The following is a 24,582-nucleotide window of genomic DNA, read 5'->3' on the forward strand; positions in this document are numbered from 1 at the left end:
GTAACCCGCCTGGTCTGCCGTCACAGCCCCGACAACTGCTCCATGGGCCAGCGTGCCTGCACGCTGATGCTCAAATCTTCCTTCTGCCCGACCTGCAAACGCTGGCACCCGGCAAACGCGATCATCGCGCCGTTATCGGTACAAAACTCGGGCCGTGCGTAATAGACATGGCCGCGCAGGTCGCCAAGCATGCTTTCCAGCGAAGCACGCAGTGCCTTGTTGGCGCTGACGCCACCGGCAATCACCAGGCTCTTGAGACCGGTCTGCTTCAGCGCGCGCTTGCACTTGATGGTCAAAGTCTCCACTACCGCCTGCTGGAAGGCCAGAGCGATGTCGCAGCGGGTTTGCTCACTGTCGTCTCCAGCATTCCGGCATTGCTGCCAGGTATTGAGCGCAGAGGTTTTCAGGCCGCTGAAGCTGAATTCCAGCCCGGGACGATCGGTCATCGGCCGAGGGAAGACAAAGCGCCCTGCCACGCCCTGCATGGCCGCCTTTGAAATCTCCGGGCCGCCGGGGTACTGCATGCCCATCATCTTGGCGGTCTTGTCGAAGGCCTCGCCTGCGGCATCATCCAGCGTCTCGCCCAGCAGCTCGTACTGACCGATGCCGTCGACGCGCACCAGTTGCGTATGGCCGCCCGACACCAGCAAGGCGACGAACGGGAACTGTGGCGGGTTTTCTTCCAGCATCGGGGCCAGCAGATGACCTTCCATGTGATGCACGCCCAGCGCCGGGATATCCCAGGCGAACGCCAGCGCCTGAGCGCACGAAGCGCCGACCAGCAAGGCGCCGACCAAGCCAGGGCCGGCCGTGTAGGCAATGGCGTCGATATCAGTGGCCACGCAGTCCGCCTCGGCCAGTGTCTGGCGAATCAGGGGCAGCATGCGCTTGACGTGATCGCGCGAAGCCAGCTCCGGTACCACACCGCCATAGGCACGATGCAGGTCGATCTGGCTGAATAATGCGTCCGCAAGCAAACCGCGTTCGCTGTCGTATAACGCGACGCCGGTTTCGTCGCAGGAGGTTTCTAATCCCAGTACTAGCATGGGGTTGCGCCTTGTAGGGGGCAGATTTGAAGGCGCGCATAATAGTCGCCGACCGAGGTGCCGACCAGCGGTTTTCGATCAGAGGCTTTGCATTCCTCTCAATGAGGGGTTAACATCCGCAACCCTTAAAAACCGACGTACTTTTGTGCAGTGTTTGCACTGAGCGTTGACCCCGGTAATGAATGAAGGTAGCTCTGGATGCCAGCCGTCAAAGTTAAAGAGAACGAACCCTTCGACGTAGCTCTGCGTCGTTTCAAGCGCTCCTGCGAAAAAGCCGGTGTTCTGGCTGAAGTTCGTAGCCGCGAATTTTACGAGAAGCCGACTTCGGAGCGTAAGCGCAAGGCAGCAGCTGCTGTCAAACGCCACGCCAAGAAAGTCCAGCGCGAACAGCGCCGCGCCGTTCGTCTGTATTAATTTACAGACCTTCGTCGCAAGCTTCTGCCTTGCCCGGCCAACCAGCCGGGCTGTCGGCAGTTACAGCTTCGCTGTTTTGCGTTCGCTTTATTGATTGACCCTGTCCAGGCCGCCGATGCGACTCAGACATTCATTCAAGCACGTCCAGCCTGTTCACAGGCTACATCAGTCATGCCCACTCGGGCAGCACATCGACCGATGACAAGACGAGTATGCCTTGATGACTTCGCAAGAAGCTCAGCCAAGGCAGCGTCTCCGTGTCCCCAGGCTCTGACCACTCGCGTGGGCAGCGAAGCTTGTGGCCTTTCCGATCCTCTCGCGGGATCAAGCTTCATTCCTTTCAGGCCAACACCGTCCTTCGGATGCAAAGACGTGCCCGTTTATTGCCGACGTCTTCAAAAAAGACGGCTGACAGGCTGACGGAACGCTCGTAGAGTCATCCGATACTTTTGCACCACGCTTGAATGATGAGAACGCCATGGCCGGGCTGATTCCCCAGAGCTTTATCGACGACCTTCTGAACCGCACCGATATTGTCGATGTTGTCAGTTCGCGCGTGCAGCTCAAGAAAGCCGGGAAGAATTACACAGCGTGCTGCCCGTTCCACAAAGAGAAAACACCCTCTTTCAGCGTCAGCCCCGACAAGCAGTTCTATTACTGCTTCGGTTGCGGCGCAGGCGGCAACGCCCTCGGCTTCATCATGGACCACGACAACCTGGACTTCCCCCAGGCTGTCGAAGACCTGGCCAAGGCCGCCGGCATGGAAGTGCCTCGCGAACAGAGCGTAAAAGGCCAGAAGCCCCGGGAGCCGACCGATTCCCCGCTCTACCCGCTGCTGACCGCCGCCGCCGAGTTCTATCGCCAGGCCCTGAAAAGCCACCCGTCACGCAAGGCTGCGGTGGATTACCTCAAGGGCCGCGGGCTGTCCGGCGAAATCGCCAGAGACTTTGGCCTGGGCTTCGCGCCGCCCGGCTGGGACAACCTGTACAAACACCTGAGCAGCGACTCCTTGCAGCAAAAGGTGATGATCGATGCCGGGCTGCTGATCGAGAACGCCGAAACCGGCAAGCGCTACGACCGCTTCCGCGACCGGGTGATGTTTCCGATCCGTGATTCGCGCGGGCGCGTCATTGCCTTTGGCGGCCGTGTGCTGGGTGATGACAAACCCAAGTACCTGAACTCCCCGGAAACACCGGTGTTCCACAAGGGCCAGGAGCTGTACGGGCTGTTCGAGGCGCGCAAATTCAATCGCAACCTCGATGAAATCATCGTCGTTGAAGGCTACATGGACGTCATCGCCCTGGCCCAGCAAGGCTTGCGCAATGCCGTGGCGACGCTGGGTACTGCGACCAGCGAAGAGCATTTGAAGCGCCTGTTCAGGGTCGTGCCCAACGTACTGTTCTGCTTCGACGGCGATCAGGCCGGACGCAACGCTGCATGGCGTGCGCTGGAAGCGACCCTGTCGAACCTGCAGGACGGACGCCGGGCGCGCTTTCTGTTTCTTCCCGAAGGCGAAGACCCGGACACGCTGGTGCGCTCCGAAGGCACCGACGCGTTCAAGGCACGCATCAATCAGCACGCGCAGCCGCTGGCCGATTATTTTTTCGAGCAACTGACCAAAGAGTCCGACCCGCGCTCGCTGGAGGGCAAGGCGCACATGGCCACCCTCGCGGCGCCATTGATCGACAAGGTGCCCGGCGCGAACCTGCGTATTCTGATGCGTCAGCGCCTGACCGAAATTACCGGGCTGACCGGCGAGGCCGTCAGCCAGCTGGTGCAGAGCGCGCCGGCAGAGGCGCCACCGAGCTACGACCCGTACGTCGACTACGACGCCATGCCTGATTTTGCCGATTACCAGCCACAAGGCGGTTACGAGCCTCAGCAGGAATGGACGCAGAAGAAAACCGGCGGTCCGAATCAAAAAAAATGGGACAACAAATCCTGGGGCAAAAAAGGCAAGCGCCAGGACTTCGAACCTCGAACGCCGCGTGTACCCACCGCCGTCGAGCCACCCATGCAGGCCGCACTGAGAACCTTGCTGCATCACCCCGAATTAGCGGAAAAGGTCGAAAATGCCAGCCATTTCGCTGCAGAAGACCAATCCAACGCACAACTGCTGGTCGCTCTTATCGAAGCCCGGCAAAAGAATCCGAACCTTCGGTCGTTACAGTTGATAGCGCGATGGCACGGGACTGAACAGGGCCGCTTGCTGCGTGCTCTGGCAGAAAAGGAATGGCTGATTGAGGCCGATAACCTTGAACAACAGTTTTTCGACACTATAACTAGCTTATCCGCTCGCCAGCGCGAGCGCAGTCTGGAACATCTGATCAGCAAGGCTCGGCAGACCGAGCTGAGCGCAGAAGAGAAAATTCAGCTTAGGGAACTGCTAAATCGCAATGTTCCCGCACAAACCCCGACCTCAACTGGCGCGTGAGGTCATAGCTCGGGTATAATCCTCGGCTTGTTTTTTGCCCGCCAAGACCTTCAGTGGATAGGGTGTTATGTCCGGAAAAGCGCAACAGCAATCTCGTATCAAAGAGTTGATCACCCTGGGTCGTGAGCAGAAGTATCTGACTTACGCAGAGGTCAACGACCACTTGCCCGAGGATATTTCAGATCCCGAGCAGGTGGAAGACATCATCCGCATGATCAACGACATGGGGATCCCGGTACACGAGAGTGCTCCGGATGCGGACGCCTTGATGCTGGCCGACGCCGATACCGACGAGGCAGCCGCAGAAGAAGCGGCTGCAGCGTTGGCAGCGGTCGAGACCGACATCGGTCGTACCACCGATCCTGTTCGTATGTACATGCGGGAAATGGGCACCGTTGAACTTCTGACCCGTGAAGGCGAAATCGAAATCGCCAAACGTATCGAAGAAGGCATCCGTGAAGTGATGGGCGCAATTGCGCACTTCCCAGGCACGGTTGACCACATTCTCTCCGAATACACACGCGTCACCAGTGAAGGCGGTCGCCTTTCCGATGTCTTGAGCGGCTATATCGACCCGGACGACGGCATTGCGCCGCCTGCCGAAGTACCGCCGCCTGTCGACCCCAAAGCCGTCAAGGCCGAAGGTGCCGATGACGACGAGGAAGAGTCGGCAGACGCCAGCGACGAAGAAGACGAAGTCGAGAGCGGTCCTGATCCGGTCATCGCCCAGCAGCGCTTCGGTGCGGTTTCCGATCAAATGGAAATCACCCGCAAGGCCCTGAAGAAATTTGGTCGCGACGACAAGCACGCCATTGCCGAAATGGTGGCACTGGCCGAACTGTTCATGCCGATCAAACTGGTTCCGAAACAGTTTGAAGGTCTGGTAGAGCGTGTACGCGGTGCACTCGAGCGTCTTCGTGCCCAGGAACGCGCCATCATGCAGCTGTGTGTACGTGATGCACGTATGCCGCGCGCCGATTTCCTGCGCCAGTTCCCGGGCAACGAAGTCGACGAAAGCTGGACTGACGCACTGGCCAAGGGCAAGAGCAAATACGCCGAAGCCATCGGTCGCCTGCAGCCTGACATCCAGCGTTGCCAGCAGAAGCTGTCTGCGCTGGAAGAAGAGACCGGCCTGAAAATCGCCGAGATCAAGGACATCAACCGTCGCATGTCGATCGGTGAGGCCAAGGCCCGCCGCGCGAAGAAAGAGATGGTTGAAGCGAACTTGCGTCTGGTGATCTCCATCGCCAAGAAGTACACCAACCGTGGTCTGCAATTCCTCGATCTGATCCAGGAAGGCAACATCGGCTTGATGAAGGCTGTGGACAAGTTCGAATACCGTCGTGGCTACAAGTTCTCGACTTATGCCACCTGGTGGATCCGTCAGGCGATCACTCGCTCGATTGCCGACCAGGCACGCACCATTCGTATTCCGGTGCACATGATCGAGACGATCAACAAGCTCAACCGTATTTCCCGGCAGATGTTGCAGGAAATGGGTCGCGAACCGACCCCGGAAGAGCTGGGCGAACGCATGGAAATGCCTGAGGATAAAATCCGCAAGGTATTGAAGATCGCGAAAGAGCCGATCTCCATGGAAACCCCGATCGGTGACGACGAAGATTCGCACCTGGGTGACTTCATCGAAGACTCGACCATGCAGTCGCCAATCGATGTCGCCACTGTTGAAAGCCTCAAAGAAGCGACACGCGAAGTGCTGTCGGGCCTTACCGCCCGTGAAGCCAAGGTTCTGCGCATGCGCTTCGGCATCGACATGAATACCGACCACACTCTTGAAGAGGTTGGTAAGCAGTTTGACGTGACCCGCGAGCGGATTCGTCAGATCGAAGCCAAGGCACTGCGCAAGCTGCGTCACCCGACAAGAAGCGAGCACCTGCGCTCGTTCCTCGACGAGTAATCGCACCCGCGAGTCAACAAAACCCCCGGCATGCCGGGGGTTTTGCGTTTCCGGGCAGAAGAAAATTCAAAATTTGCAGGCCCAGTTGTCAATTCACCGAATCAATAAGAGGTCAGACATCAGTCTAATTGCAGCGCCTGAAAAATTGACCTACAACTATGTATCACACCAGACACCAGCGCTCTTCGAATCAAGCCTTGGATCATTGTAGTTACAAGGTTACGCCACACCATCATCAGCGATAGTCAGACACGGACGTAAGCCGCATATGCGTGGAGTAATCAACACCAGTGACCGGGAAGCGTCATGCCTGTCCGAGGGAAAATTCGCCTCGATCTTCGCTCAATGCCCGGATGCCATGCTTATCGTCAGCCTTGCTGACGGGCACATCATGGATGCCAACGAAGCGTTCGTAGAGCGAACCGGTATCCCCCTTGATGAAGTGATTGGCAAGACACCCACAGAACTGAATCTGTGGGCAGTGCCAGGCATCGGCCCAAAAGTCTTGCTGCAATTGCAGACCGGCGATATCCATAATCTGGAGATACCCTTTCGGCGCAAAAACGGCGAAACCTTTTCAGGGCTCATGTCCGCCCAGCCGTTCGAGCATAGCCCGATACCCGCCGTGCTGGTGATAGTGCGTGACATCACCCAGCTCAAACTGGCCCGACAACAATTACAGCTTTCCGAAGAGAAGTTCGCCAAAGCCTTTCATGCCTCGCCTGACGGGATGGCGATTACCCGGCAGCAGGACGGCATGCTTCTGGAGGTCAACGAGGGGTTCTGCCGCTTGACCGGTTATAGCGAAAAGTACTGCCTTGACCACTCGACATTCGAGCTGGGCATTTGGGTCGACCTGAGCGAGCGTTCAAAGCTCATCGAACGCATGAAAAAGCATGGCTTCGTCAAGGATATGCGGGTCCGGATTCGTAACAACAATGGCGATATTCGACTGTGCGAACTGTCCTCTCAACCCCTCATCATTGCGGGTGAAGACTGTCTGCTGACGATTACCCGGGATATCACCGAAAGCAGGCAAATGCAGGAGAAGCTCCATCTGGCGGCGACAGTTTTCGAGAGCACTGCCGAAGGTGTGCTCATCACCAATACCGACCAGAGCATCAGCGCCGTCAACCGCGCGTTCACGGAAATCACTGGCTACAGCGAAAGTGAAGCCATCGGCCAGACCCCTCGCCTGCTTGCCTCTGGCCAACACGACAGCGCGTTCTATGCCGCGATGTGGCATCAACTGGCAGCCGAGGGCCACTGGCAGGGCGAAATCAGCAACCGTCGAAAGAACGGCGAGCTTTACCCGAGTTGGCTGACCATCAGCGCCGTGCGCAACAAAGACAACCTCTTGACCCACTTCGTCGCCGTGTTCGCCGATATCTCCAGCCTCAAACAAGCACAGGCGCGGCTCGACTACCAGGCGCATCATGACCCGCTCACCGGCCTGCCCAACCGAATACTGTTCGAGAGCAGGCTTCAAGCCGCTCTGCTGCACAGCGAAGAATCCGGCAGCCTCGGTGCAGTTCTGTTTCTCGATCTGGACCGCTTCAAGCACATCAATGACAGCCTGGGCCACCCGGTCGGCGATCTGCTGCTCAAAGGCATCGCACACCGGCTCAAGGAGACCCTGCGCGACATCGACACCGTTGCACGCCTGGGTGGCGACGAGTTCATCGTCCTGCTGCCCGGCCTGCTGCAAACCAGCGACGCACAGGCCATCGCCAATAAATTACTGGCCTGCTTCAGCACGCCCTTTGAAGCTGGCGAACATGAGCTCTACATCAGCCCCAGCATCGGCAGTTGCGTGTTCCCCACCGACGGCACCGACGTGGCCACGCTGGTCAAAAATGCCGATGCGGCGATGTACCGCTCCAAGGCAAAAGGCCGCAACCGGGTCGAAAGCTATACCTGCGACCTCAGTGACCAGGCCAGCGAGCGCATCGCCCTCGAGCAGGAACTGAGAAGAGCTCTGGAGCGCAATCAACTGACACTGGCCTACCAGCCCAAAATCGACCTGCTGACCCACACAATGGCAGGCGCAGAAGCCCTGATCCGCTGGAACCACCCAACCTTTGGCGAAGTGCCGCCCGAGCACTTCATTCCCCTGGCTGAAGAAAACGGCATGATCCTGCAGATCGGCGACTGGGTGCTGGAGCAGGCCTGCCGCCAGATGGGTGTATGGCGCAAGACCTGTCAGCCGTTCGGCCCGCTGTCGGTGAACCTGGCAGGCGCGCAACTGCGCCAGACCAACCTGCTCGAACGCATCGAACAGCTGCTCACGGACAACGGCCTGGAACCCGGTTGCCTGCAACTGGAGATCACCGAAAACTTCATCATGAGCCAGACCCAGGAAGCACTGGCCGTGCTGCACCAATTGAAGACACTCGGCGTGCAACTGGCGATCGACGACTTCGGCACCGGCTACTCCTCACTGAGCTACCTCAAACGCCTGCCACTGGACATCCTCAAGATCGACCAGTCCTTCGTCCGCGGCCTGCCGGAAGACACCCACGACGCCGCTATCGTCCGCGCCATAATCGCCCTGGGGCGCAGCCTGCAACTGACCGTGATCGCCGAGGGCGTGGAGAACAGCGAACAGCAGCAATTCCTGACCACCGAAGGCTGCGAACAGATCCAGGGCTACATCATCAGCCTGCCCCTCGACGCCGAAGAATTCCGCGCAAGATTTCTTCTGATGAATCTTTCGGACTTTTCGGATAGCACAGCCGCGAAACCGCCGTTATAATCCGCGACCTACTGAGGGCCCATAGCTCAGTTGGTTAGAGCAGAGGACTCATAATCCTTTGGTCCACGGTTCGAGTCCGTGTGGGCCCACCATCTTTGAAAGCCGCGCATTGTGCGGCTTTCGCGTTTCTGGGTGGTTCTCCACTAATACAGTCCCATGGTCCAAAAGTACAAGATCGGTACAGTGCTGGTGCGCCAGTACACCTTTGGTGTCCTTTCAGATGGCAACACTAGTCAAACCCCCTTCCGGCACTTGGAAGGCTTTGATCCGCAAAACCGGCTGGCCAACTGTGGCTAAAACCTTCCGCACCAAGCGTGATGCGGAGGACTGGTCACGTCGCACCGAAGACGAAATGGTCAGAGGTGTGTATATCCAGCGCACCGGCTCCGAGCGCATGACGCTGGAGGCAGCTCTCAAACGCTACTTGAGCGACATCACCCCCACTGAGAAGCCCAAACGTCGAAAGCGAAGAAGCTCACAGAACACCTGGGCAAATATTCACTCGCGGCCCTTTCCGCTGAAACTATCGCGAACTACCGCGACAAACGCCTAAACGAAAAAGGGCGTGCCGGCACTACCAGCAATAACACCGTACGCCTAGAGCTCGCTCTGCTGAGCCACCTATTCACGGTCGCAATTCAAGAATGGGGGCTGGGCCTTACATTCAACCCAGTCCTAAACATCCGCAAGCCTAGCCCAGGGGAAGGCCGCAATCGCCGGCTATCACCTGACGAGGAGCGCCGGTTACTGGCCGCCGTAAGCAAGCACAGCAACCCAATGCTTGGCTGGATCGTTGGTATCGCTCTTGAAACGGGTATGCGGTCCACAGAGATCAGCTCTCTACACCGGCCCCAGGTCGATCTAGAGCGTCGCATCGTGAAGCTTGTGGATACCAAGAATGACGCACAACGTACTGTGCCTTTGAGCAAACGGGCGACAGCGCTATTTCAGTCGGCTATGGAAAATCCAGCTCGGCCGGGTGACTGCAGCCTGGTGTTCTTCGGTGAGCCCGGTAAAGATGCAAAGCGTCGACCTTATGCCTTATTAATCATGCAATAGGGACTTGTTTGCTCAGTGATCGAGATACTGGTGATGGACCGGCAACATGAGGAATCTGACATGCATCCTCGACGACGCATAGGGGGCCATCAACCACTTGGGTCGTTTTGGCTTTGCGAAAACCGCCAGAGGAGTCGTTCCCTTTAATGGCTTGCAACACAGCTTCGCCCATTAGCTTGAGGGCGCTTTCACGGCCAATGGAGTCAATTAGTGATTGGCGCATGTCTGATCCCCCTGTTGCCACAAGAGCCGTCTCCGGCCGTGAACTAACGGTGCAGCTCGTCGAAAGTCAGCGTAGCGCGGGCGCTCTCGATAAACCCACCCTCCAACTTTTCACATACATACTCACCTTCGCGATTTCTATAGCCTAAAGCAAGCATCTGTCAGATGCTCTCGGTGAGCCATGTATGCCGCTGTGGCCCGTGCTTGGCTAGCGTACTCCGACGCCTGAAAAATAGCCCTCAACCCTCCCATCGCCAAATCGCTGATCTCGTTTTGCGCTCGCAAAAAATCGATGAACAGCTGCTGTCTCTCGGCCAGCTCCGCTTTTACGCCGCGTGGTAGGCCATCCTCATGCTCGATCCCAAAGATGAAGGCGGCACCGTTGGACTCAACGAACATTACCTCTCTGAATATGCGGCATTCTCCGCCCGGCACAAATGCTTTGATGTCAGCGATCCATAGCTCGTCCGAGCTGCTGTCTGGAAATTTTCCCGCAAAGCGAGGAACTGAAGCCGTATAAATTAATGCGGCCCTTGTCGACTTCTTCATCCCCGCACCTTCTAGCGACCCGGTTACAGACTTTCAAGACGGTGGCACCAACCTGCCGCTGTTGCTTAACGTAACCGTTATTCGTTGCCTGCGAAAAATGTTTTCAACACGAAGAGCGAACTCAGCCGGGTCTACCATTCAGCTTATGAAGCGGGATAGCAGGAAGCAGGCCATTCACGCGACGATGCCGACACCGCCCCCCCCCAACCTGCACATTCCATCCCCAGAGGGTCTCCACACAACTTCTGGACGCAGATTCCAACACGGGGGTCAAGGACTGCTACGCCAGACTGTCTTACGTCCTCCGCCGAGCATCGCCTCACGTGCTACCATCGCCAGACTCTAACGACCAGTGGATAGGACATGCAGATAAGTGACGTTTTCGGCGCACAACCAAAGAGTGTATGGGAGTACCTCTGCGAGAATGGACAGGGTTTATATGTCCCGGCATATCAGCGGCAATACTCTTGGGATAAGTCAAAAATCGCTCGTCTTTTCGAGGACGCTTGTCACGGCTTCTCGATGTTGATAAGCCAAAAAGACGCTATTACGTTTTTGGGAACAATTATTGCGATTCATGACACCCAGTATACGACCGTAGATCCACTGGTAAAAGGGGATGTTCCGTCGAGGGTCATGACGATCATTGATGGCCAGCAACGCCTCACAACTCTACTGCTTATAAACACTTCACTGCATGAGGAGATTCGCGCTCGACAAGCTCGGCTGAAAAACGTCGAGTATCCAGACCGAGAATGGCTGCGCGAGGAATGCATGAAAGTTGTAGGGCGTCTGGCTAAGACTTTCGAAGAAGACAAGGATTACGGAGACGAGGGCTTTCGTTACTATCCAAGGATGATCCGGGCATACGACGATTCCTGGTCCCGAAAAAAAGACAAGGCTAACTATCAATCACCGATCGGCTACTATTTACATTCCTACGGAAAGCATGGCCGTGGCGACCCAACGAAACAATATAAATTCGAAACACCAGAAGAGCGTGATCAGGCGCGCTACAAACTACTCTCAGACGGAAGAAAAATAATTCAAAGCCTCATAAAGGATGTGGCTAAAGAGAAGGACGAGCTGGAATTACCTCGAATTTCTGACATGCTTGATGCATCAGACTTTCAAGATATATTGATAAAGGCTGACTTCCCAGACATTGTCAAGACGACACTACTCGCGGAAAACAACGAAGACTTCAAAGAACTACTTCGCCTTGTTATGTTTGCGAATTTCATTCTAGATCGTGTGGCAGTTACAATTGTAACCGCAAAGAATGAAGACTATGCCTTCGACATGTTCGAGGCACTGAATACTACTGGGGAACCGCTTACTGCATTTGAGACTTTCAAGCCCCGAGTAATTAATAGCGAAAGGCTTCAAAACTACGAAAAGTCCAAAGCATACGAATACATGAAATCCGTAGAGGCATACCTTGACAGGTTTGGTAAAACGGATGACAAGCAGGACGCAACTAGCAGACTTATTGTCGCGTTCGCCTCAGCTGAACGGGGAGAAAAACTCTCAAAGAGACTAAGTGAACAGCGAAGATTCTTCAAAGACAACTTTGATAAGCTGGAAGACGGCGAACCGAAACAAAATTTTGTTAGACATCTTTCCCACTCTGCTCTATTCGTACAGTATGCTTGGCCTGATGAGAAAAATGCTAAGCCGAAGTTGTTCTCCGTAGCTGAGGCTGACACTGATGACGTCGCTCTGTGCTTAGACCTGCTACGCAGCTTTAAACATACGATAACACAAGCCCCATTGATCAGATTTTATTCAGCCATAAGGGTCGCAACTGCGGATGAACGTCCAAAAGCGGTAACTGATTTCGTAAAAGCAGTGAAATCATGCGCTGCCTTCTCGGTACTATGGCGAGCATCCCGCCGGGGCACCGACAACATCGATATGCATTACAGAAAGTTAATGGAGATTGGCCACCCAGGCGTTGGTATGCCACCACTGGCTCGCCGATCAAACGGCAGTGAATCGCCGGTACCTGATGCCGATATGCTGCAGCGAGCATTATCTTACATTCTCGAAGCCGATGGGAAAGTTGGTACTAAAGACGAATGGTGTAAGGCGGCAGCAAAGACACCTGCTTATAAAAATCAACGGGCAATTGCTCGGTTCGTATTACTCGCAGCGGCGCACGATAGTGCTTGTGATCCAGCATCACCAGGGCTCACCGTCGCCGGAAAGCCTGGACTACTCGATCTGCTAAAATATGACAAGTGGATTGATGAAAACTCGCAAACTCTAGAGCATATCGCCCCCCAGTCCAAAGACACTGGATGGTCTGACACACTGTATCATGATGATGAAACAATCGATCGCCTAGGCAATTTGACACTGCTCCCCCGCATCGAAAACGCTTCACTTGGAAACAGTTCTTGGGCAAAGAAGAGATTGATCTATAAAGTCTTGTCTGCTGAGACATCAGATGAACTAGATCCTTTATTGCAGCAGGCGAAAGCTCAGAAAATCGATATCGGCAAAAATACTGCTGAGCTTTTGGCAGTTTCACGCTACCTACCTCTCGCGAAAGCCGTTGCATTGGTAGAAGGTGATTGGTCTACAGATCTGATTGATCGACGTTCGCTCCGCATAGCGGAGCTGGCCTGGGCACGAATTGCCCCATGGCTAGGCCTACCAGGGTAAGAATGCGGTATTGCGGCTGGTAATTCCCGCCGCAATACGTGTCATTTATGACATATCGCGCAGGAACCGTTGCCCTCGTCGCAGCCATAAAGCTCATCCAGGTCTGGCGGTAACGCTGGTCTCAAAGGATTCACAGGTCGACGTTTCTCCTCTCTCGCTCTACGTAGTTCGTAGTCTTGAAGGATTTGCTCCACTCTTTTTGGCTGCTCCAGCTGTTCCAATGACTCTCCCTTAGTCCATGTAAATGGAGATCCGTGTTCGAGAGCATCTTTTTCATATGCTTTAGCGTTTTCGAATTCTTCCGGGTGCTTGACTTTAAGGCGTACCCACTCAACTTTCTGCTGGAAAAAGCAGAAGGTGCAGCCACTCCTGCTCCTCCACTCGTAATAGGTAGGCCAGCCTACGCCAGAAGCTTCAAGGATTTCAGAAACTGCGGGCTTATCAATACCATCATCCCGAAAGGGCAGTTTAACTCTCAGATTTTTGTGCTTTGAAGAATACCCTTCACGAAACTCTTCATCAGCTCGTATGGCAACATATGATGTAACGATGTCGCCGCTATCCAACATCGGTCGAACCCACCGCTCAAACGGTAGTAGTTTAAGTTGCCGAGTACACCACCGAGTTTGAGGTGAAGGTAGAAAGTGGTTGTACTCTCGCAGCCAGAAATCAAAGTCACGATCCGGATTGAGCCGGGTAATTTCTTTTCCAAGAAACCCCTCAAGCTTCCCTAAAAACTCATAGACTTCCGGGAGTTCTTTACCAGTGTCAGTAAAGAAATATTCAATATCGAGCTCAGGTCGATTTTGTCTTAGGTAGATTGCCAGGGCAGCACTATCCTTACCTCCTGAAACACCTAGAACGTGGCGCTCACCCATTACTCAATCCCCCTCATTGACTATAGCTAGACCGACCTTGGCCAAAACTGCGAGCAATATCTCATCGCTATACGCATTAGCACGCAATTGATGTACAAGTGAGGCCGCGAGGTCATTGACCGCGACCCTGTCTCTTTCAGCGATATCAAATTCTCGGATAACCGATTTTGCAGAACTCCCAGAACCCACAACGAACGCAAACGCTTCTCGCGTTGGAGCTCTTCCCTTCACAGCAGCTAAAGCCTCTGCCTGACGGAATTTCGTAGCCCACGACGATATCTCAAATAATGACGAATCGATATCGCCGTCTGCCCACAACCGTGGAGGCTTATTAGCAGCCAGGCTTAAAATACTCTCTAAGCTTGTAGCCTGGCCATCATGCTTCATGAGCCTAGCAGCAAATGCATTCAACCTAAAGTCACCAGTAACGCCCTCAACGATGCTGGCACGATGCCGCAAACTATCCAGATCCGTCGAGCTTGAATCGAGTTCCATTAGCATCTTGGATTCAATAGAGCTCAAAAGTGCTGCATAGGCATTCGATATTTCTAAAATTGGCTTTTCCAGGAGATCCAAATATGACTCTGAAGATGAAGCACCTAGAATCGCGGGAAGATCTACAAATATGACTTTATGCGGGTCATTTGCTCGGAGTAAAACATCCCGAACCGCCATAGCATCAGGAGATAAGGTTCTGGTCTTCCGCACCCAATCTGGGAGTTCATAGACAAGACCTACTAGACCGCGTGCGACATTTAACGCGTCAAACGAGAACGCACCTGCGCCGGTACGTTGGAGAATTTTAGAAATCCCCTCAAGCACTTCATTTTTTTCTTCGTCAATAGCTATCTGACGTAACGAATAACGAGAGTGATCTTGGAGAAACTCATCCATATCCGCGTCTGTGATTTTAGGTAAGAACATCCCATCTTTATAGATGGCAATAGTCCTCTTACGCGATAGAAAGTACGCTGTGAATAGTACAGGATAGCAGCCATTTCTGACGCCAAACGGTGCGGCGCGCCAAATGTCATACACTTCTTTAGCCTGTATTAGTTTCTCGCCGGCTCCGAACAATGCGTCGGCTGCTCTCCACAGAGGAACGAACTGGCAGAGATCAACACAATCCGGCTCCGAAATATGCCAGGCGCCGCGCTCATCTTGTCGATGTAAACCAGTTCTACGCAGTATTGTCTCGTGAAGGCCTCTTTCAGCAGGCCACCCGTTTAGACCTAAATTCTCTTCTCCCTCAGAATTTATCATCCGATGTACTAGATCGCGACGAGCCTTAACTGCATTGGAAGAAAGAACATCACGATTTACCAGCTCGCTAAATATTACCGGTGCCGCATGAAATATTTTGTCTGCCAGATCGGACGCCATCGATGATAGCTTGTTAGCCTTTATCCAAACCTCATCTATAAGCCACGAGGCACCGTCCATAGCCTCACGCATTTCATCCTCAAGTGCTGAGCGGACGGATGCAAGACGTGCAGATAATTCACGCCTTGCAACAGGATCACCTACCAACTGGTGATTTTCTTCGGAAACTTGCTGAAGGCACACAAGCTCTTCGCCTAGCTCCATTATTATACCGTGATTAGGTACATGCCCAAAAATGGTCTCTGGTAGACTATTTTCGCTTAGCTTTCGTATTTTTCGTTTTACTTTTTCTGGTGTCTCGTCGCGCTGAGGAAGATAGAGAACAAACTTGCCAAAACCACCGGTTTCAGATTTTCTCTCCGATACAGCTTCCATATCACTAGAGTCGGAAATAACGACATCCATCCATCGCATCGTTCCAGTCATCTGATAATGGCGCTTGGCAACTATCGGGCGTAGCTTAGCCATATCGGACAATACAGATAAGGCAACTCCGCCCCCTTTAGAATGAGCGTCTGCTACAGCAGCATCTATATCAAAATCACTGCCTTCAAAAGTACTCCAAGAGCCAGTGTGTTTTTTGAAAATCGCAGCACGCCATGCAACTAAATCTGCTAATGCCCTATCTAGAGCACTGCTATCTACGTTATTGAATAGTGCTTTTAGTACTTCTCCATCGGCTGACAAACCAGACCCATTGCGGAAAAGATCTATAATTGCAATATTCTTAATCAGAGCGGTACGCAGCTCATCTCCACGGTTTTCTACTCGTTCAACTGCGTCAACCGCCTGCGCCCAGCGATGCCCGTCAGGAGATGACAATATCGCAGGCTCGAGATTTGCGCGTAAAAAATCCCAGTAATCTCCAGGACGATACCATGCATGTGCGGATGAATCAGTAGACTCTAGAAAAGCGGTAAAGCCAAAGGGTTCCACCGAAGACAAAAACCCAAAGGTGCTCCTCTCATTCTGACCAAACTGTCGCTTTGAGATTGGCCCCAATAACGCCGCCATTGCTGGATGCAACGGCCAGCAGGCGTCTAAACTTTTGGAAAAACCTTTCCCAACACCAGGTCGGCGCCTGCGAACAGCATCTGCAACGACCTCAGAACTACTTATAGTCCAGTCATGCTCAAGCTCACTCTTTAGCGCTTTACCGATGAGTTCTACAACTTCGTCACTTGAAGCGACTAATGGAATATCTACAAATCTTCCCTGAATTTTGGCCCAATCCTCTTTAGCGTCAGAACCAAGTCGCGCAGCGTATTGTCGGAAAGCTTGATGAAGTATCCCTATGACAACGAAAGGAGCCGTACAACGCGCAGCTTGCTCAGCTAGCTCCTGAAAGAAATGAACATCATCCCCACCTAGAGCCGAAGATTCTAAAAACTTCCCCATTTCATCGATAATAAGTAGCAGTCCATCGACAGTTTCTGATACCGCAAGATCTTTTAAAGCCTGGATCAGCACCTCGCCATTCACTTTTCGAGGGTCTACTAACTCAACGCCCGCAACCTTGTTAATTGCTGATGCTATTTCTGCAACAACCCCCGTCCGACGACCAGAAATGGCAATTATCTGCCAGCCTTTTTTTACTGGAAATGCCGTATCAAGCGCAGAATGTAACGTACTCGTTAGTCGATCCCTAGCTAATCCTCGCAGCTTCGCATCCTTGTGAAGCGCGGATGCAAAAGTCACGGCTAGCGAGGACTTCCCTCCGCCAAAAGGCCCGGTCCAAGTAAACGCTCGCTGGGAACTCGCAGTTACCTGCCGTGCCATACTTTCGATCACTGCCTTAGCTGTTCCGTGACAAACATAGCCGCCCAGCGAGTCATATCGACCAATATCAGAGTCGAGACGAATAGAGCGACGGTAGTGCTGGGCTACCGTGATATATTTTAGAAGATTATTTTCTTTACTCACTTATAAGCATCCTTCAGAAGGCGTTCCATAAGGCGCTTAGTTTTTTTACCGTCCATATCACGCCTCATAACTTGCCTAATCCCTGAAGAATCGGACCAAAATAATAATCCGTCAGTTCTAGATTCCAACCCCTGCAGGCGCTCCGCCAAGGAGCTCTCATCCATTTTAAAAACTCTGCCCGGCGCCCCACGACCATGTGCGATAGACTCAAATGCCATCGAACTCTCGCCCGTCGAAACGGGCCAATAATCCAAAATTGCTAAATCAAAAATCCCATCAGGCAGGGAAGCTTTCGGACCCCGCCTAAAAGAAAATGAACCCCGCCCCTCATCTAATATAAGTCCTAACTCCGCCAGCATAGGCTCGGCTAGATCCTCTATTCCAGAGTCTAGTTTGGGACAATACCCTCTTAAGCAGGTTTCAATATCTCGACGCAACGTAGACTCTGAGACCTTGACGCCTCTTTTCGATGCATAATCTGCAATTTGTCGCTGCACTTCCTCGCGCGTAAAGGTTGGGGTCAAAATATTATTAAAAACCCACCACCACGTGGTGGAACGATGCTTGCCAACAGGTACTCCCGCGAGCCGCCAATGCACCAGCCAAGATGTAGCCGGATTCTCACAGAATGGGTCTAGAGATCGTGCCTGATCCCCCAGAATGCGAGTCCATATATCATTCTTCTTAAATAGAGCTTTGTCGGTGGCAGCTTCCTCAAAGACACCGCACGCCAAGGCCCAATGCTTAATTGACGAAACCATATTTTTGCCAACACCAAAAAGCGCAATAGCACTTTCGTCAGTAAATACAGCTTTATCTACGGCATCGCCGCTACCGGCTTCAAAGGCTTTCTTTAGCCACATTTGACGTAACGGAAACGTTTCATGGCCAGAAAAATGAGGAGTGTATGCTTGGTCATCGACAATATTTTTCATAGGACGATCTTACTGGACGCTCTCCCCAGGAGCAATAGTTTCCAAACTGGGGAGGTTCTCCAGTCCGGCAATGGCCTTGATCGTAGCATTTTACTGTATAAAAACACAGCAAAAATATCTATGTCCTCTAAATCGCGCGTTGTCGTACGAACACGCCTGCGTGCATGATGATTGCAATTGTTCCGCAGCACCGACGCACCCCAACGGTTAAGGTCTACGCTTTCGAATGACGAGCTATTCGACCGCTCCGATTTCCTCCCATATTTCATGCCGACGGTGCGCTCGACCATTCGTCTTTTTGACAGCAATCGTTCATCCAATACCGAAGCATCGGTACGATTACGGTACACTCCTGGGCTTACGCTACCTTCGCTCAATTGTGCTCAACACCACGTACTACGGGGCCTCTAGCTATGCCAACCTACGTTCACCTACGAACGCTTTCTCTAGGCATACTAGCTCGCCCAGCAACTCATAATCCTTTGGTGCACGGTTCGAGTCCGTGTGGGCCCACCACCTTTAAAAGCCGCACATTGCGCGGCTTTTGTGCCTCTGGTGATGTCCTCTCAGATAAACCCCTGTAGTGGTCTAGCGATTCCAGACACTCATTCAGGCGAGAATATCGCCAGATAGAAGTGTCTGATTACCACTACAGCTGCATGCATGACAGAGGCAGGTCAGCTTTTGCGCTCTCCCCTATCGCAGCCTTTCCCGGTGCGATTCAGGTTCAAGCCCGCTTGGGCAACTTCCAGTTCGGCCGGATGAAGTGGCAGGTATAACCGTTCGGTATCCGCTCCAGATAATCCTGATGCTCCGGCTCCGCCTCCCAGAACTCTCTGGCGGGCTCGATTTGCGTGACCACACGCCCCGGCCACAGCTTGGAGGCGTCCACGTCAGCCGCGGTATCTTCGGCAATATCCCTTTGCTGTTCGCTCAGGTAGTAAATCGCCGAACGATAGCTTGGCCCAAGATCATTGCCCTGCCGGTTAGGCGTGCTCGGGTCATGGATCTGGAAAAAGAACTCAAGAATCTGCCGATAGCTGATCACCGCCGGGTCAAACACGATCTCAATCGCTTCGGCATGGTTGCCGTGGTTGCGGTAGGTGGCGTTCGGTACGTCACCACCGGTGTAGCCGACTCGCGTATGCAGCACGCCGGGGTAGCGTCGCAACAAATCTTGCATGCCCCAGAAGCAGCCGCCGGCAAGGATGGCGGTTTCGGTTGGGTTGGTCATGGTCTGTCCTTGCGGTTTATGGAGACAGGGATAGTTATGGGGTGATGCCGGGCAATACCAAGCCGGATGAAGTAAAAAACAGGATCGTGTTGCGGAACGAGTAAACGTCCTACAGAAGCCTTGGCGCCTTGCTCCGTTGCCTACAGTTGCGTCAGAATCCGCTGGCTTGAGCGCTTGAGTCAGCGTTTCCAAGGTGGCTCGGTCGCTGACAACTCAGTGATCGGGTTGAGTTGACCCACTGCACACCTGCCAACCAAACAACTATAAGCCCACCCCCGCGAAACCTGCCCACTCATCGACCCTCTCAATCACCCGATCAAAACATCCGATTGGCCATCCTCCGAAACATTCCGTAACATTGTTTCCCGGTGCGACAGATGCGCGCACCGCTTGAGCTTTTATTCCCCATGCTCAGCCCACGACCACGCACGAGCCCACCATGTCTTTGAACACCCCGCAGCAAATCGCTGAAATTGCCGTCGAAAGCGGCGTCAAGAAGGCCCACTTGGGCCTGTCGTCGTTGATGATTCTGGGCTTTCTGGCAGGGGCTTTCATCGCCCTCGGGTTTCTTCTCGATATTCATGTCAGCACCATGATCCCTCACGAGTGGGCGTCGCTGGGCAATCTGCTTGGCGCTGTGGTGTTTCCGGTCGGGCTGATTCTGGTGGTGCTGGCTGGCGGTGAGTTGCTGACTGGCAACATGATGAGCCTGCCCATGGCGCTATTCGCCGGGCGCATCGGTCTGGGTCAGCTGGTGCGTAATTGGGTACTGGTGACGCTGGCCAACCTGATCGGTGCGCTGTTCGTTGCTTATTGTTTCGGCCATGTGGTGGGGCTGACTGAAGGCGCCTTCATGGCCAAGACCGTGGCCATCGCCAATACCAAGGTCGGGGCCAGCTTCGAACAGGCCTTCATCTCGGGTATTGGCTGCAATTGGCTGGTGTGCCTGGCGGTGTGGCTCAGCTACGCGAGCAAGGACGTGATCGGTAAAGTGGTCGGCATGTGGTTTCCGGTGATGGCATTCGTCGCGATCGGCTTTCAGCACATTGTCGCCAACATGTTCGTCATTCCTGCAGCGATCTTCGCTGGCGCCTTGAGTTGGGCGCAGTTCGGCGAGAATTTCGTTCCGGTATTTTTGGGTAACGCAGTGGGCGGCGCGGTGTTCGTCGGCCTGGCCTATCATTTGGCCTTTTCCAATGCGGCAACCCGACCGGCTGAGCTGTCCAGGACCAGCGGCGCGCAAACACCGGAATAATCCGGTCCAACGCCATACAGACGATGCGGCGATAAGAGATGACGACCGCAGAGCGAAAAGCTCTGCGGGGGTGAGTGTCAATACGGCTCAACAGCCACAAACCCTAATAGCGGAGAGCACCGCCTGAGCTCAGAGTACGATCAATCAAGGTGCCGTGCGCCGCTGAGTCGATTGCGCGTATCGGATTACACGCGCGTCAAAGCACACGCCACAATGTCTCCCGCGTTGCAGGACTGAACGTCATCGATTGACGATCCACGACACGCCTCAGCCCTTCGCCAATTTCAATGTCCGGCATAAGACCAAAGCCGTGTTTCCTGAACCACGGCCCGTTCCACAGCGGCTCGCGGAAGGTCGTCAGGCTCACGGCCTGAACCCGAAGGGCCTGCGCATGCGTCACAACGGAGGACAGCAGAGTCTTACCCACGCCACTGCCTGAAGCACGAGGAACGACGGAGATATTGTCCAGATACAACAAACCATCGAGTGGCCGCATGGCGGCGTACCCGATGACCTCATGAGTGCTCTGGTCAACAGCAACGACAACGCGGCAGGCTTCGAATCTGTCTGCACTCAGCGGAGGGAGGTCGGCGACATGTGCCAGAGAGGAAATGGTTTTATAGCGATCACGGGCCAGCGCCGAGAGGCGCCTCAAGTCCGGTAGATCGCTATCTTTCGACAGGCGCAGGTCGAACGCCACCGAGCCTCTCATGCTAATTACCGTAACGGCTCAGGAAAATAGCCGCCCGTTTTGTTACCACGGGCAAAGAGCTCAGATCGATGGTTTCGTTTTCACTGTGCGCACCTTCACCCCAGGCACCTAGCCCGTCCAGGCTTGCGGTTACATAGTTGTTCACATAGGAAATGTCAGCTCCGCCTCTTTCCGCTGACGGTGCCGATTTCAGAACAGGCCCGTCGAGATCCTGGCTGACCTGGCTGTAGGCTTCCAGTAGTTTGCGATTGCTCTCACGATCAGCCATGACCGGCATGATGGCTTTGATTTTCACATCGCTGTTGGTCAGAGGCAGCGGGTAACTGGCTATTTCTTTCAGCTGGTTTTCCGCGGAGACTCTCTGAGCCTCACTGCTGAACCGCAAATCGCCATGCACAGAAGAAATCCGGGCAACCGTTGTCTTTCTTCCAGAAGCAGTACCTTGTCCACTGGCGACATCTTCGACCGCTGTAGAGCCACCCAGAATGAGTCCCGGATTGATGGTCAGGCCTTGCTCATTCGAAAGCTTCCGACGAATCTCATCAAGCACTCGAGCCGACTCATACACTGCCCCGAAACCGGTTTCAGGCTGAAAAATAGTCGCTGAATGTTTGTCTACGCCGGTGCTGGTCAAAAACCACTCGCTCAATCCCCTGCGCTCGGTGATCAACTGGTTGGGCGACAAGGCGAATTCGAAACCCAGCGCAATGTCGCTTCTTTTGGCTTCGGCGATCAGCCATTCTCTGGAGATCTCCGTCGGTTTGGCCGCCAGCTCTTCATCACCGATCAGGACCACCGAGATATTCATGTTCTCCAGCGCGCCGGTGTGTTTCAGCGCCTGCAAAGCGTAGAGCATCGTGACCATGCCGCCTTTGTCATCGATGACGCCAGGGCCCTTGGCTTTTTTACCGCCCTCAAGGTAGGTGAATTTCTGGAAACTGCCTGTTTCAGGAAAAACCGTGTCCAGATGGCCTATCAGTAGAATTCGTTTCGCAGACTTATTGCCATCATGGATCGCAACAAGGCTACCCGCATGATTCATTCCTGCAGGCAGGTCGTGCCAGGTTGTTTCGAAGCCAAGCGCCTCCAGCTCCGGCTTCATCAAATTACCCACTTTGACGACGCCCTCAACATTATCGGTACCGCTGTTGATGTTGACGAGTTTTTCAAGCAAAGCGATCTGCTCGGCGCTGTGGCTATCGACATAGGACGCCATGCTTTGCTCATCATGTGCCGTTCCTGCAGATACACCAGTGCAGAAAAACAGAATCAGGAGCGAGGGGAGAAGACTTTTCATGCTGGATAGCGTCCGCTTTTGTGGTGTCGAGCCAGTGTGCCCAAGAACCCGTCAGATTATCCATGACGGGCGCTATTGTGGCGTCCTGAGTGGCAGGAAGCCGGGCAAGGTTCCTTGAACGACGCCAAAAAAGAGGGATATCAGAAGCTGAGACTTTCCAGTCTCTGAAAGCAAGTCTGGAAGATAAGTCGACGATGCTGCTCGTGCTGATCGGCAACAATCCCCACCCATCTCCCGTCAAATGTGGCTTACTGGGAAATACCACCATCCAATCAGGGATCTCTTCCCTACCCTCGCGGTCTCTTTACGCATGACGAATTCGCGCTCTGCTTTCATACCCTCCTGGCTTCGCCCTGTTCTGCGTCCCTTGCTGGACCCGTATCGCCGTTATCGGCATGCGCGGCTGATCCACGCGGCGCGGATTGCGGTGGGCTTGCTGGTGACTATCCTGTTGACCACCGGCCTCAACCTGCCCCATGGCGAGTGGGCGTCGGTGACCATGCTGATCGTGATCGGCGGTTTGCAGCATCACGGCAATATCGGCAAGAAGTCGGTCGAACGTGCCTATGGAACGTTGATCGGTGCCGGCCTCGGTCTGATCGTGGTGGTCCAGCAGGGCTATCTGGAAATGCCGCTGCTGACCTACGCAATGATGTCGGTGATGTGCGGTTTCTTCGCCTATCACGCCATTGGCAAAGGCGGTTACACCGCGCTGCTGTCGGCGATCACGCTGTTCATCGTTGCCGGTCATGGTTACAACCCGATCAGCGACGGGCTGTGGCGTACCGTCGATATTCTGATTGGTATCGCGCTGGCCCTGGCGTTCTCCTTCGCCCTGCCGCTGTATGCGGTGTTTTCCTGGCGCTACAACCTGGCCAGCGGCTTGCGTGACTGCGCCAAGGTGTACGGGCGCATCGTGCAGGGCCAGCCGGTTACCGCCGATGAGCATTTGAAACTGACCGCCAGGCTCAACGGCACGATGCTGCAACTGCGCTCGCTGCTGCCGTCGGTGTCCAAGGAAGTGAAGATGTCCATGGTCGAGCTGGACGCCATCCAGGGCCACTTCCGCATGTGCCTGAGCACCCTGGAGATTCTCGCCAATATTCGCCCTGCGAATCTGAATCAACTTGCCGACGAGACGCTCAAGGCATCGCTGGACGCTGACTACCGCCAGATTCGCCGGCAACTGATCGGCATGGCCCGCGCCCTGCAAACCGGGGCCACCGAACGTCTGGCACGCACGACCGAAACACCTGAGACACCTGCAGTGAAGGCCGTGATTCCTACCGAGTTGAAGGGCTACCACTTGATGACCCAGCAGTTGGCGCTCAACCTCGACGGCCTGCAGGCGCGTCTGGCCAAGACCGCCAAACGCTGGAAGTTTTAAGGAACCGCCCGTGCCCGATACCCGCCCGCCAGTGCTGGATGAAATCGATCGCCAGCTGATTGCCGCGCTGCAAATCAACGCGCGCGAAAGCGTCGCCATGCTCGCCCGGCAACTGGGCATCGCCCGCACCACCGTCACCTCGCGGCTCGCGCGCCTGGAAAGCAGCAAAGTGATTACCGGTTACGGCGTGCGCCTTGGCCAGCGCGTGGTCAGTGGCGGGTTGCAGGCGTATGTCGGGATTACCGTGCAACCTCGCTCGGGCAAGGAAGTATTGCGGCGCCTCAGTGCCATGGCGCAGGTTCAGCAACTCTGTGCAGTGAGTGGCGAGTTCGATTATGTCGCCTGGTTGCGCACGGATTCTCCCGAGCAACTGGACCAGTTACTCGACCTGATCGGCAGCGTGGAGGGTGTCGAGAAGACCACCACATCGATCATCCTCAGCAGCAAGATCGATCGCGGCCAGCCGGTGTAACTGGTTACTCGATCAAACAGCCATACAAACCGACCAGCA

The 24,582-nt window shown here is 54.4% G+C and carries 16 protein-coding genes, 1 tRNA gene and 1 pseudogene; 10 read left to right on the forward strand and 8 right to left on the reverse strand.

The genetic code is table 11. The features are described 5' to 3' along the window. Positions 1-20: 20 nt before the first annotated feature. Positions 21-1,046, reverse strand: a complete 1,026-nt coding sequence (tsaD, locus tag AC54XV_RS24335) for a tRNA (adenosine(37)-N6)-threonylcarbamoyltransferase complex transferase subunit TsaD (protein ID WP_003394970.1) — start codon at positions 1,044-1,046, stop codon at positions 21-23. 198 nt (positions 1,047-1,244) lie between these two features. On the opposite strand from tsaD, the gene rpsU reads away from it, so the two are divergent. From rpsU to AC54XV_RS24365, 6 genes and pseudogenes are all read left to right on the forward strand, one after another. Beyond that, positions 1,245-1,460 carry a 30S ribosomal protein S21 gene (gene rpsU, locus AC54XV_RS24340; protein WP_002551877.1) on the forward strand — a complete coding sequence of 72 codons (216 nt, stop codon included), beginning with the start codon at positions 1,245-1,247 and terminating at the stop codon, positions 1,458-1,460. A 478-nt stretch (positions 1,461-1,938) separates the two neighbouring features. Then, complete coding sequence (gene dnaG, locus AC54XV_RS24345) at positions 1,939-3,894, forward strand: DNA primase (protein ID WP_496717287.1); 1,956 nt, start codon at positions 1,939-1,941, stop codon at positions 3,892-3,894. Positions 3,895-3,961: 67 nt separating this feature from the next. After that, complete coding sequence (gene rpoD, locus AC54XV_RS24350) at positions 3,962-5,812, forward strand: RNA polymerase sigma factor RpoD (protein WP_003411788.1); 1,851 nt, start codon at positions 3,962-3,964, stop codon at positions 5,810-5,812. 268 nt (positions 5,813-6,080) lie between these two features. Beyond that, positions 6,081-8,567 (forward strand): EAL domain-containing protein, encoded by a 2,487-nt coding sequence (locus AC54XV_RS24355; RefSeq protein WP_496717290.1) that lies wholly within the window; start codon positions 6,081-6,083, stop codon positions 8,565-8,567. A gap of 15 nt (positions 8,568-8,582) precedes the next feature. After that, positions 8,583-8,659 (forward strand) — tRNA-Ile (locus AC54XV_RS24360). Between the two features lie 128 nt (positions 8,660-8,787). Further along, positions 8,788-9,605 (forward strand): annotated as a pseudogene (locus AC54XV_RS24365) (tyrosine-type recombinase/integrase); the annotation flags it as partial. 381 nt (positions 9,606-9,986) lie between these two features. On the opposite strand, the gene AC54XV_RS24370 reads toward AC54XV_RS24365, so the two are convergent. Continuing rightward, on the reverse strand, positions 9,987-10,397 hold the full coding sequence (locus AC54XV_RS24370; protein WP_496717291.1) for a hypothetical protein: 411 nt from the start codon (positions 10,395-10,397) through the stop codon (positions 9,987-9,989). A 363-nt stretch (positions 10,398-10,760) separates the two neighbouring features. On the opposite strand from AC54XV_RS24370, the gene AC54XV_RS24375 reads away from it, so the two are divergent. Next, entirely contained in the window at positions 10,761-13,067 is a 2,307-nt protein-coding gene (locus AC54XV_RS24375; RefSeq protein WP_496717293.1) for a DUF262 domain-containing protein, read from the forward strand. A 41-nt stretch (positions 13,068-13,108) separates the two neighbouring features. On the opposite strand, the gene AC54XV_RS24380 is transcribed toward AC54XV_RS24375, so the two are convergent. From AC54XV_RS24380 to msrA, 4 genes are all read right to left on the reverse strand, one after another. Continuing rightward, the gene (locus AC54XV_RS24380; protein ID WP_496717294.1) at positions 13,109-13,945 is read right to left on the reverse strand and encodes a phosphoadenosine phosphosulfate reductase domain-containing protein; all 837 of its coding nucleotides are present in this window, start codon (positions 13,943-13,945) and stop codon (positions 13,109-13,111) included. A 3-nt stretch (positions 13,946-13,948) separates the two neighbouring features. Further along, a complete protein-coding gene (locus tag AC54XV_RS24385) occupies positions 13,949-17,251 on the reverse strand; it encodes a DUF6079 family protein (protein ID WP_496717296.1) in 3,303 nt (1,100 codons plus the stop codon). Next, positions 17,248-18,186: a DUF4007 family protein gene (locus AC54XV_RS24390; protein WP_496717298.1), complete on the reverse strand. Its 939-nt coding sequence runs from the start codon at positions 18,184-18,186 to the stop codon at positions 17,248-17,250. The genes AC54XV_RS24385 and AC54XV_RS24390 overlap by 4 nt, the downstream gene beginning before the upstream one ends. 727 nt (positions 18,187-18,913) lie before the next feature. Beyond that, positions 18,914-19,420: a peptide-methionine (S)-S-oxide reductase MsrA gene (gene msrA / locus AC54XV_RS24395; protein WP_024693084.1), complete on the reverse strand. Its 507-nt coding sequence runs from the start codon at positions 19,418-19,420 to the stop codon at positions 18,914-18,916. 439 nt (positions 19,421-19,859) lie between these two features. Here msrA and AC54XV_RS24400 point away from each other — a divergent pair, with 439 nt between their 5' ends. Next, positions 19,860-20,675, forward strand: coding sequence for a formate/nitrite transporter family protein (locus AC54XV_RS24400; protein WP_110393118.1), 816 nt, complete (start codon positions 19,860-19,862; stop codon positions 20,673-20,675). 196 nt (positions 20,676-20,871) lie between these two features. Here AC54XV_RS24400 and AC54XV_RS24405 read toward each other — a convergent pair whose 3' ends face one another. Beyond that, positions 20,872-21,375, reverse strand: coding sequence for a GNAT family N-acetyltransferase (locus AC54XV_RS24405; protein ID WP_058399061.1), 504 nt, complete (start codon positions 21,373-21,375; stop codon positions 20,872-20,874). Positions 21,376-21,388: 13 nt separating this feature from the next. Beyond that, positions 21,389-22,684 carry a M20 family metallopeptidase gene (locus AC54XV_RS24410; RefSeq protein ID WP_058399059.1) on the reverse strand — a complete coding sequence of 432 codons (1,296 nt, stop codon included), beginning with the start codon at positions 22,682-22,684 and terminating at the stop codon, positions 21,389-21,391. A gap of 310 nt (positions 22,685-22,994) precedes the next feature. Here AC54XV_RS24410 and AC54XV_RS24415 point away from each other — a divergent pair, with 310 nt between their 5' ends. Together AC54XV_RS24415 and AC54XV_RS24420 are read left to right on the forward strand one after the other, a co-directional pair. Continuing rightward, positions 22,995-24,071 carry an FUSC family protein gene (locus AC54XV_RS24415; RefSeq protein WP_011269160.1) on the forward strand — a complete coding sequence of 359 codons (1,077 nt, stop codon included), beginning with the start codon at positions 22,995-22,997 and terminating at the stop codon, positions 24,069-24,071. 10 nt (positions 24,072-24,081) lie between these two features. Continuing rightward, the gene (locus AC54XV_RS24420; protein WP_024640981.1) at positions 24,082-24,543 is read left to right on the forward strand and encodes an Lrp/AsnC family transcriptional regulator; all 462 of its coding nucleotides are present in this window, start codon (positions 24,082-24,084) and stop codon (positions 24,541-24,543) included. The last annotated feature ends 39 nt before the right edge of the window (positions 24,544-24,582 follow it).

This window comes from Pseudomonas fragariae (ex Marin et al. 2024), from assembly GCF_059621105.1.

Excerpts from the sequence above, each read along its gene's own strand:
- tsaD (WP_003394970.1), bottom strand. The coding sequence starts at position 1,046 with ATGCTAGTACTGGGATTAGAAACCTCCTGCGACGAAACCGGCGTCGCG.
- rpsU (WP_002551877.1), top strand. The coding sequence starts at position 1,245 with ATGCCAGCCGTCAAAGTTAAAGAGAACGAACCCTTCGACGTAGCTCTG.
- dnaG (WP_496717287.1), top strand. The coding sequence starts at position 1,939 with ATGGCCGGGCTGATTCCCCAGAGCTTTATCGACGACCTTCTGAACCGC.
- rpoD (WP_003411788.1), top strand. The coding sequence starts at position 3,962 with ATGTCCGGAAAAGCGCAACAGCAATCTCGTATCAAAGAGTTGATCACC.
- AC54XV_RS24355 (WP_496717290.1), top strand. The coding sequence starts at position 6,081 with ATGCGTGGAGTAATCAACACCAGTGACCGGGAAGCGTCATGCCTGTCC.
- AC54XV_RS24370 (WP_496717291.1), bottom strand. The coding sequence starts at position 10,397 with ATGAAGAAGTCGACAAGGGCCGCATTAATTTATACGGCTTCAGTTCCT.
- AC54XV_RS24375 (WP_496717293.1), top strand. The coding sequence starts at position 10,761 with ATGCAGATAAGTGACGTTTTCGGCGCACAACCAAAGAGTGTATGGGAG.
- AC54XV_RS24380 (WP_496717294.1), bottom strand. The coding sequence starts at position 13,945 with ATGGGTGAGCGCCACGTTCTAGGTGTTTCAGGAGGTAAGGATAGTGCT.
- AC54XV_RS24390 (WP_496717298.1), bottom strand. The coding sequence starts at position 18,186 with ATGAAAAATATTGTCGATGACCAAGCATACACTCCTCATTTTTCTGGC.
- msrA (WP_024693084.1), bottom strand. The coding sequence starts at position 19,420 with ATGACCAACCCAACCGAAACCGCCATCCTTGCCGGCGGCTGCTTCTGG.
- AC54XV_RS24400 (WP_110393118.1), top strand. The coding sequence starts at position 19,860 with ATGTCTTTGAACACCCCGCAGCAAATCGCTGAAATTGCCGTCGAAAGC.
- AC54XV_RS24410 (WP_058399059.1), bottom strand. The coding sequence starts at position 22,684 with ATGAAAAGTCTTCTCCCCTCGCTCCTGATTCTGTTTTTCTGCACTGGT.
- AC54XV_RS24415 (WP_011269160.1), top strand. The coding sequence starts at position 22,995 with ATGACGAATTCGCGCTCTGCTTTCATACCCTCCTGGCTTCGCCCTGTT.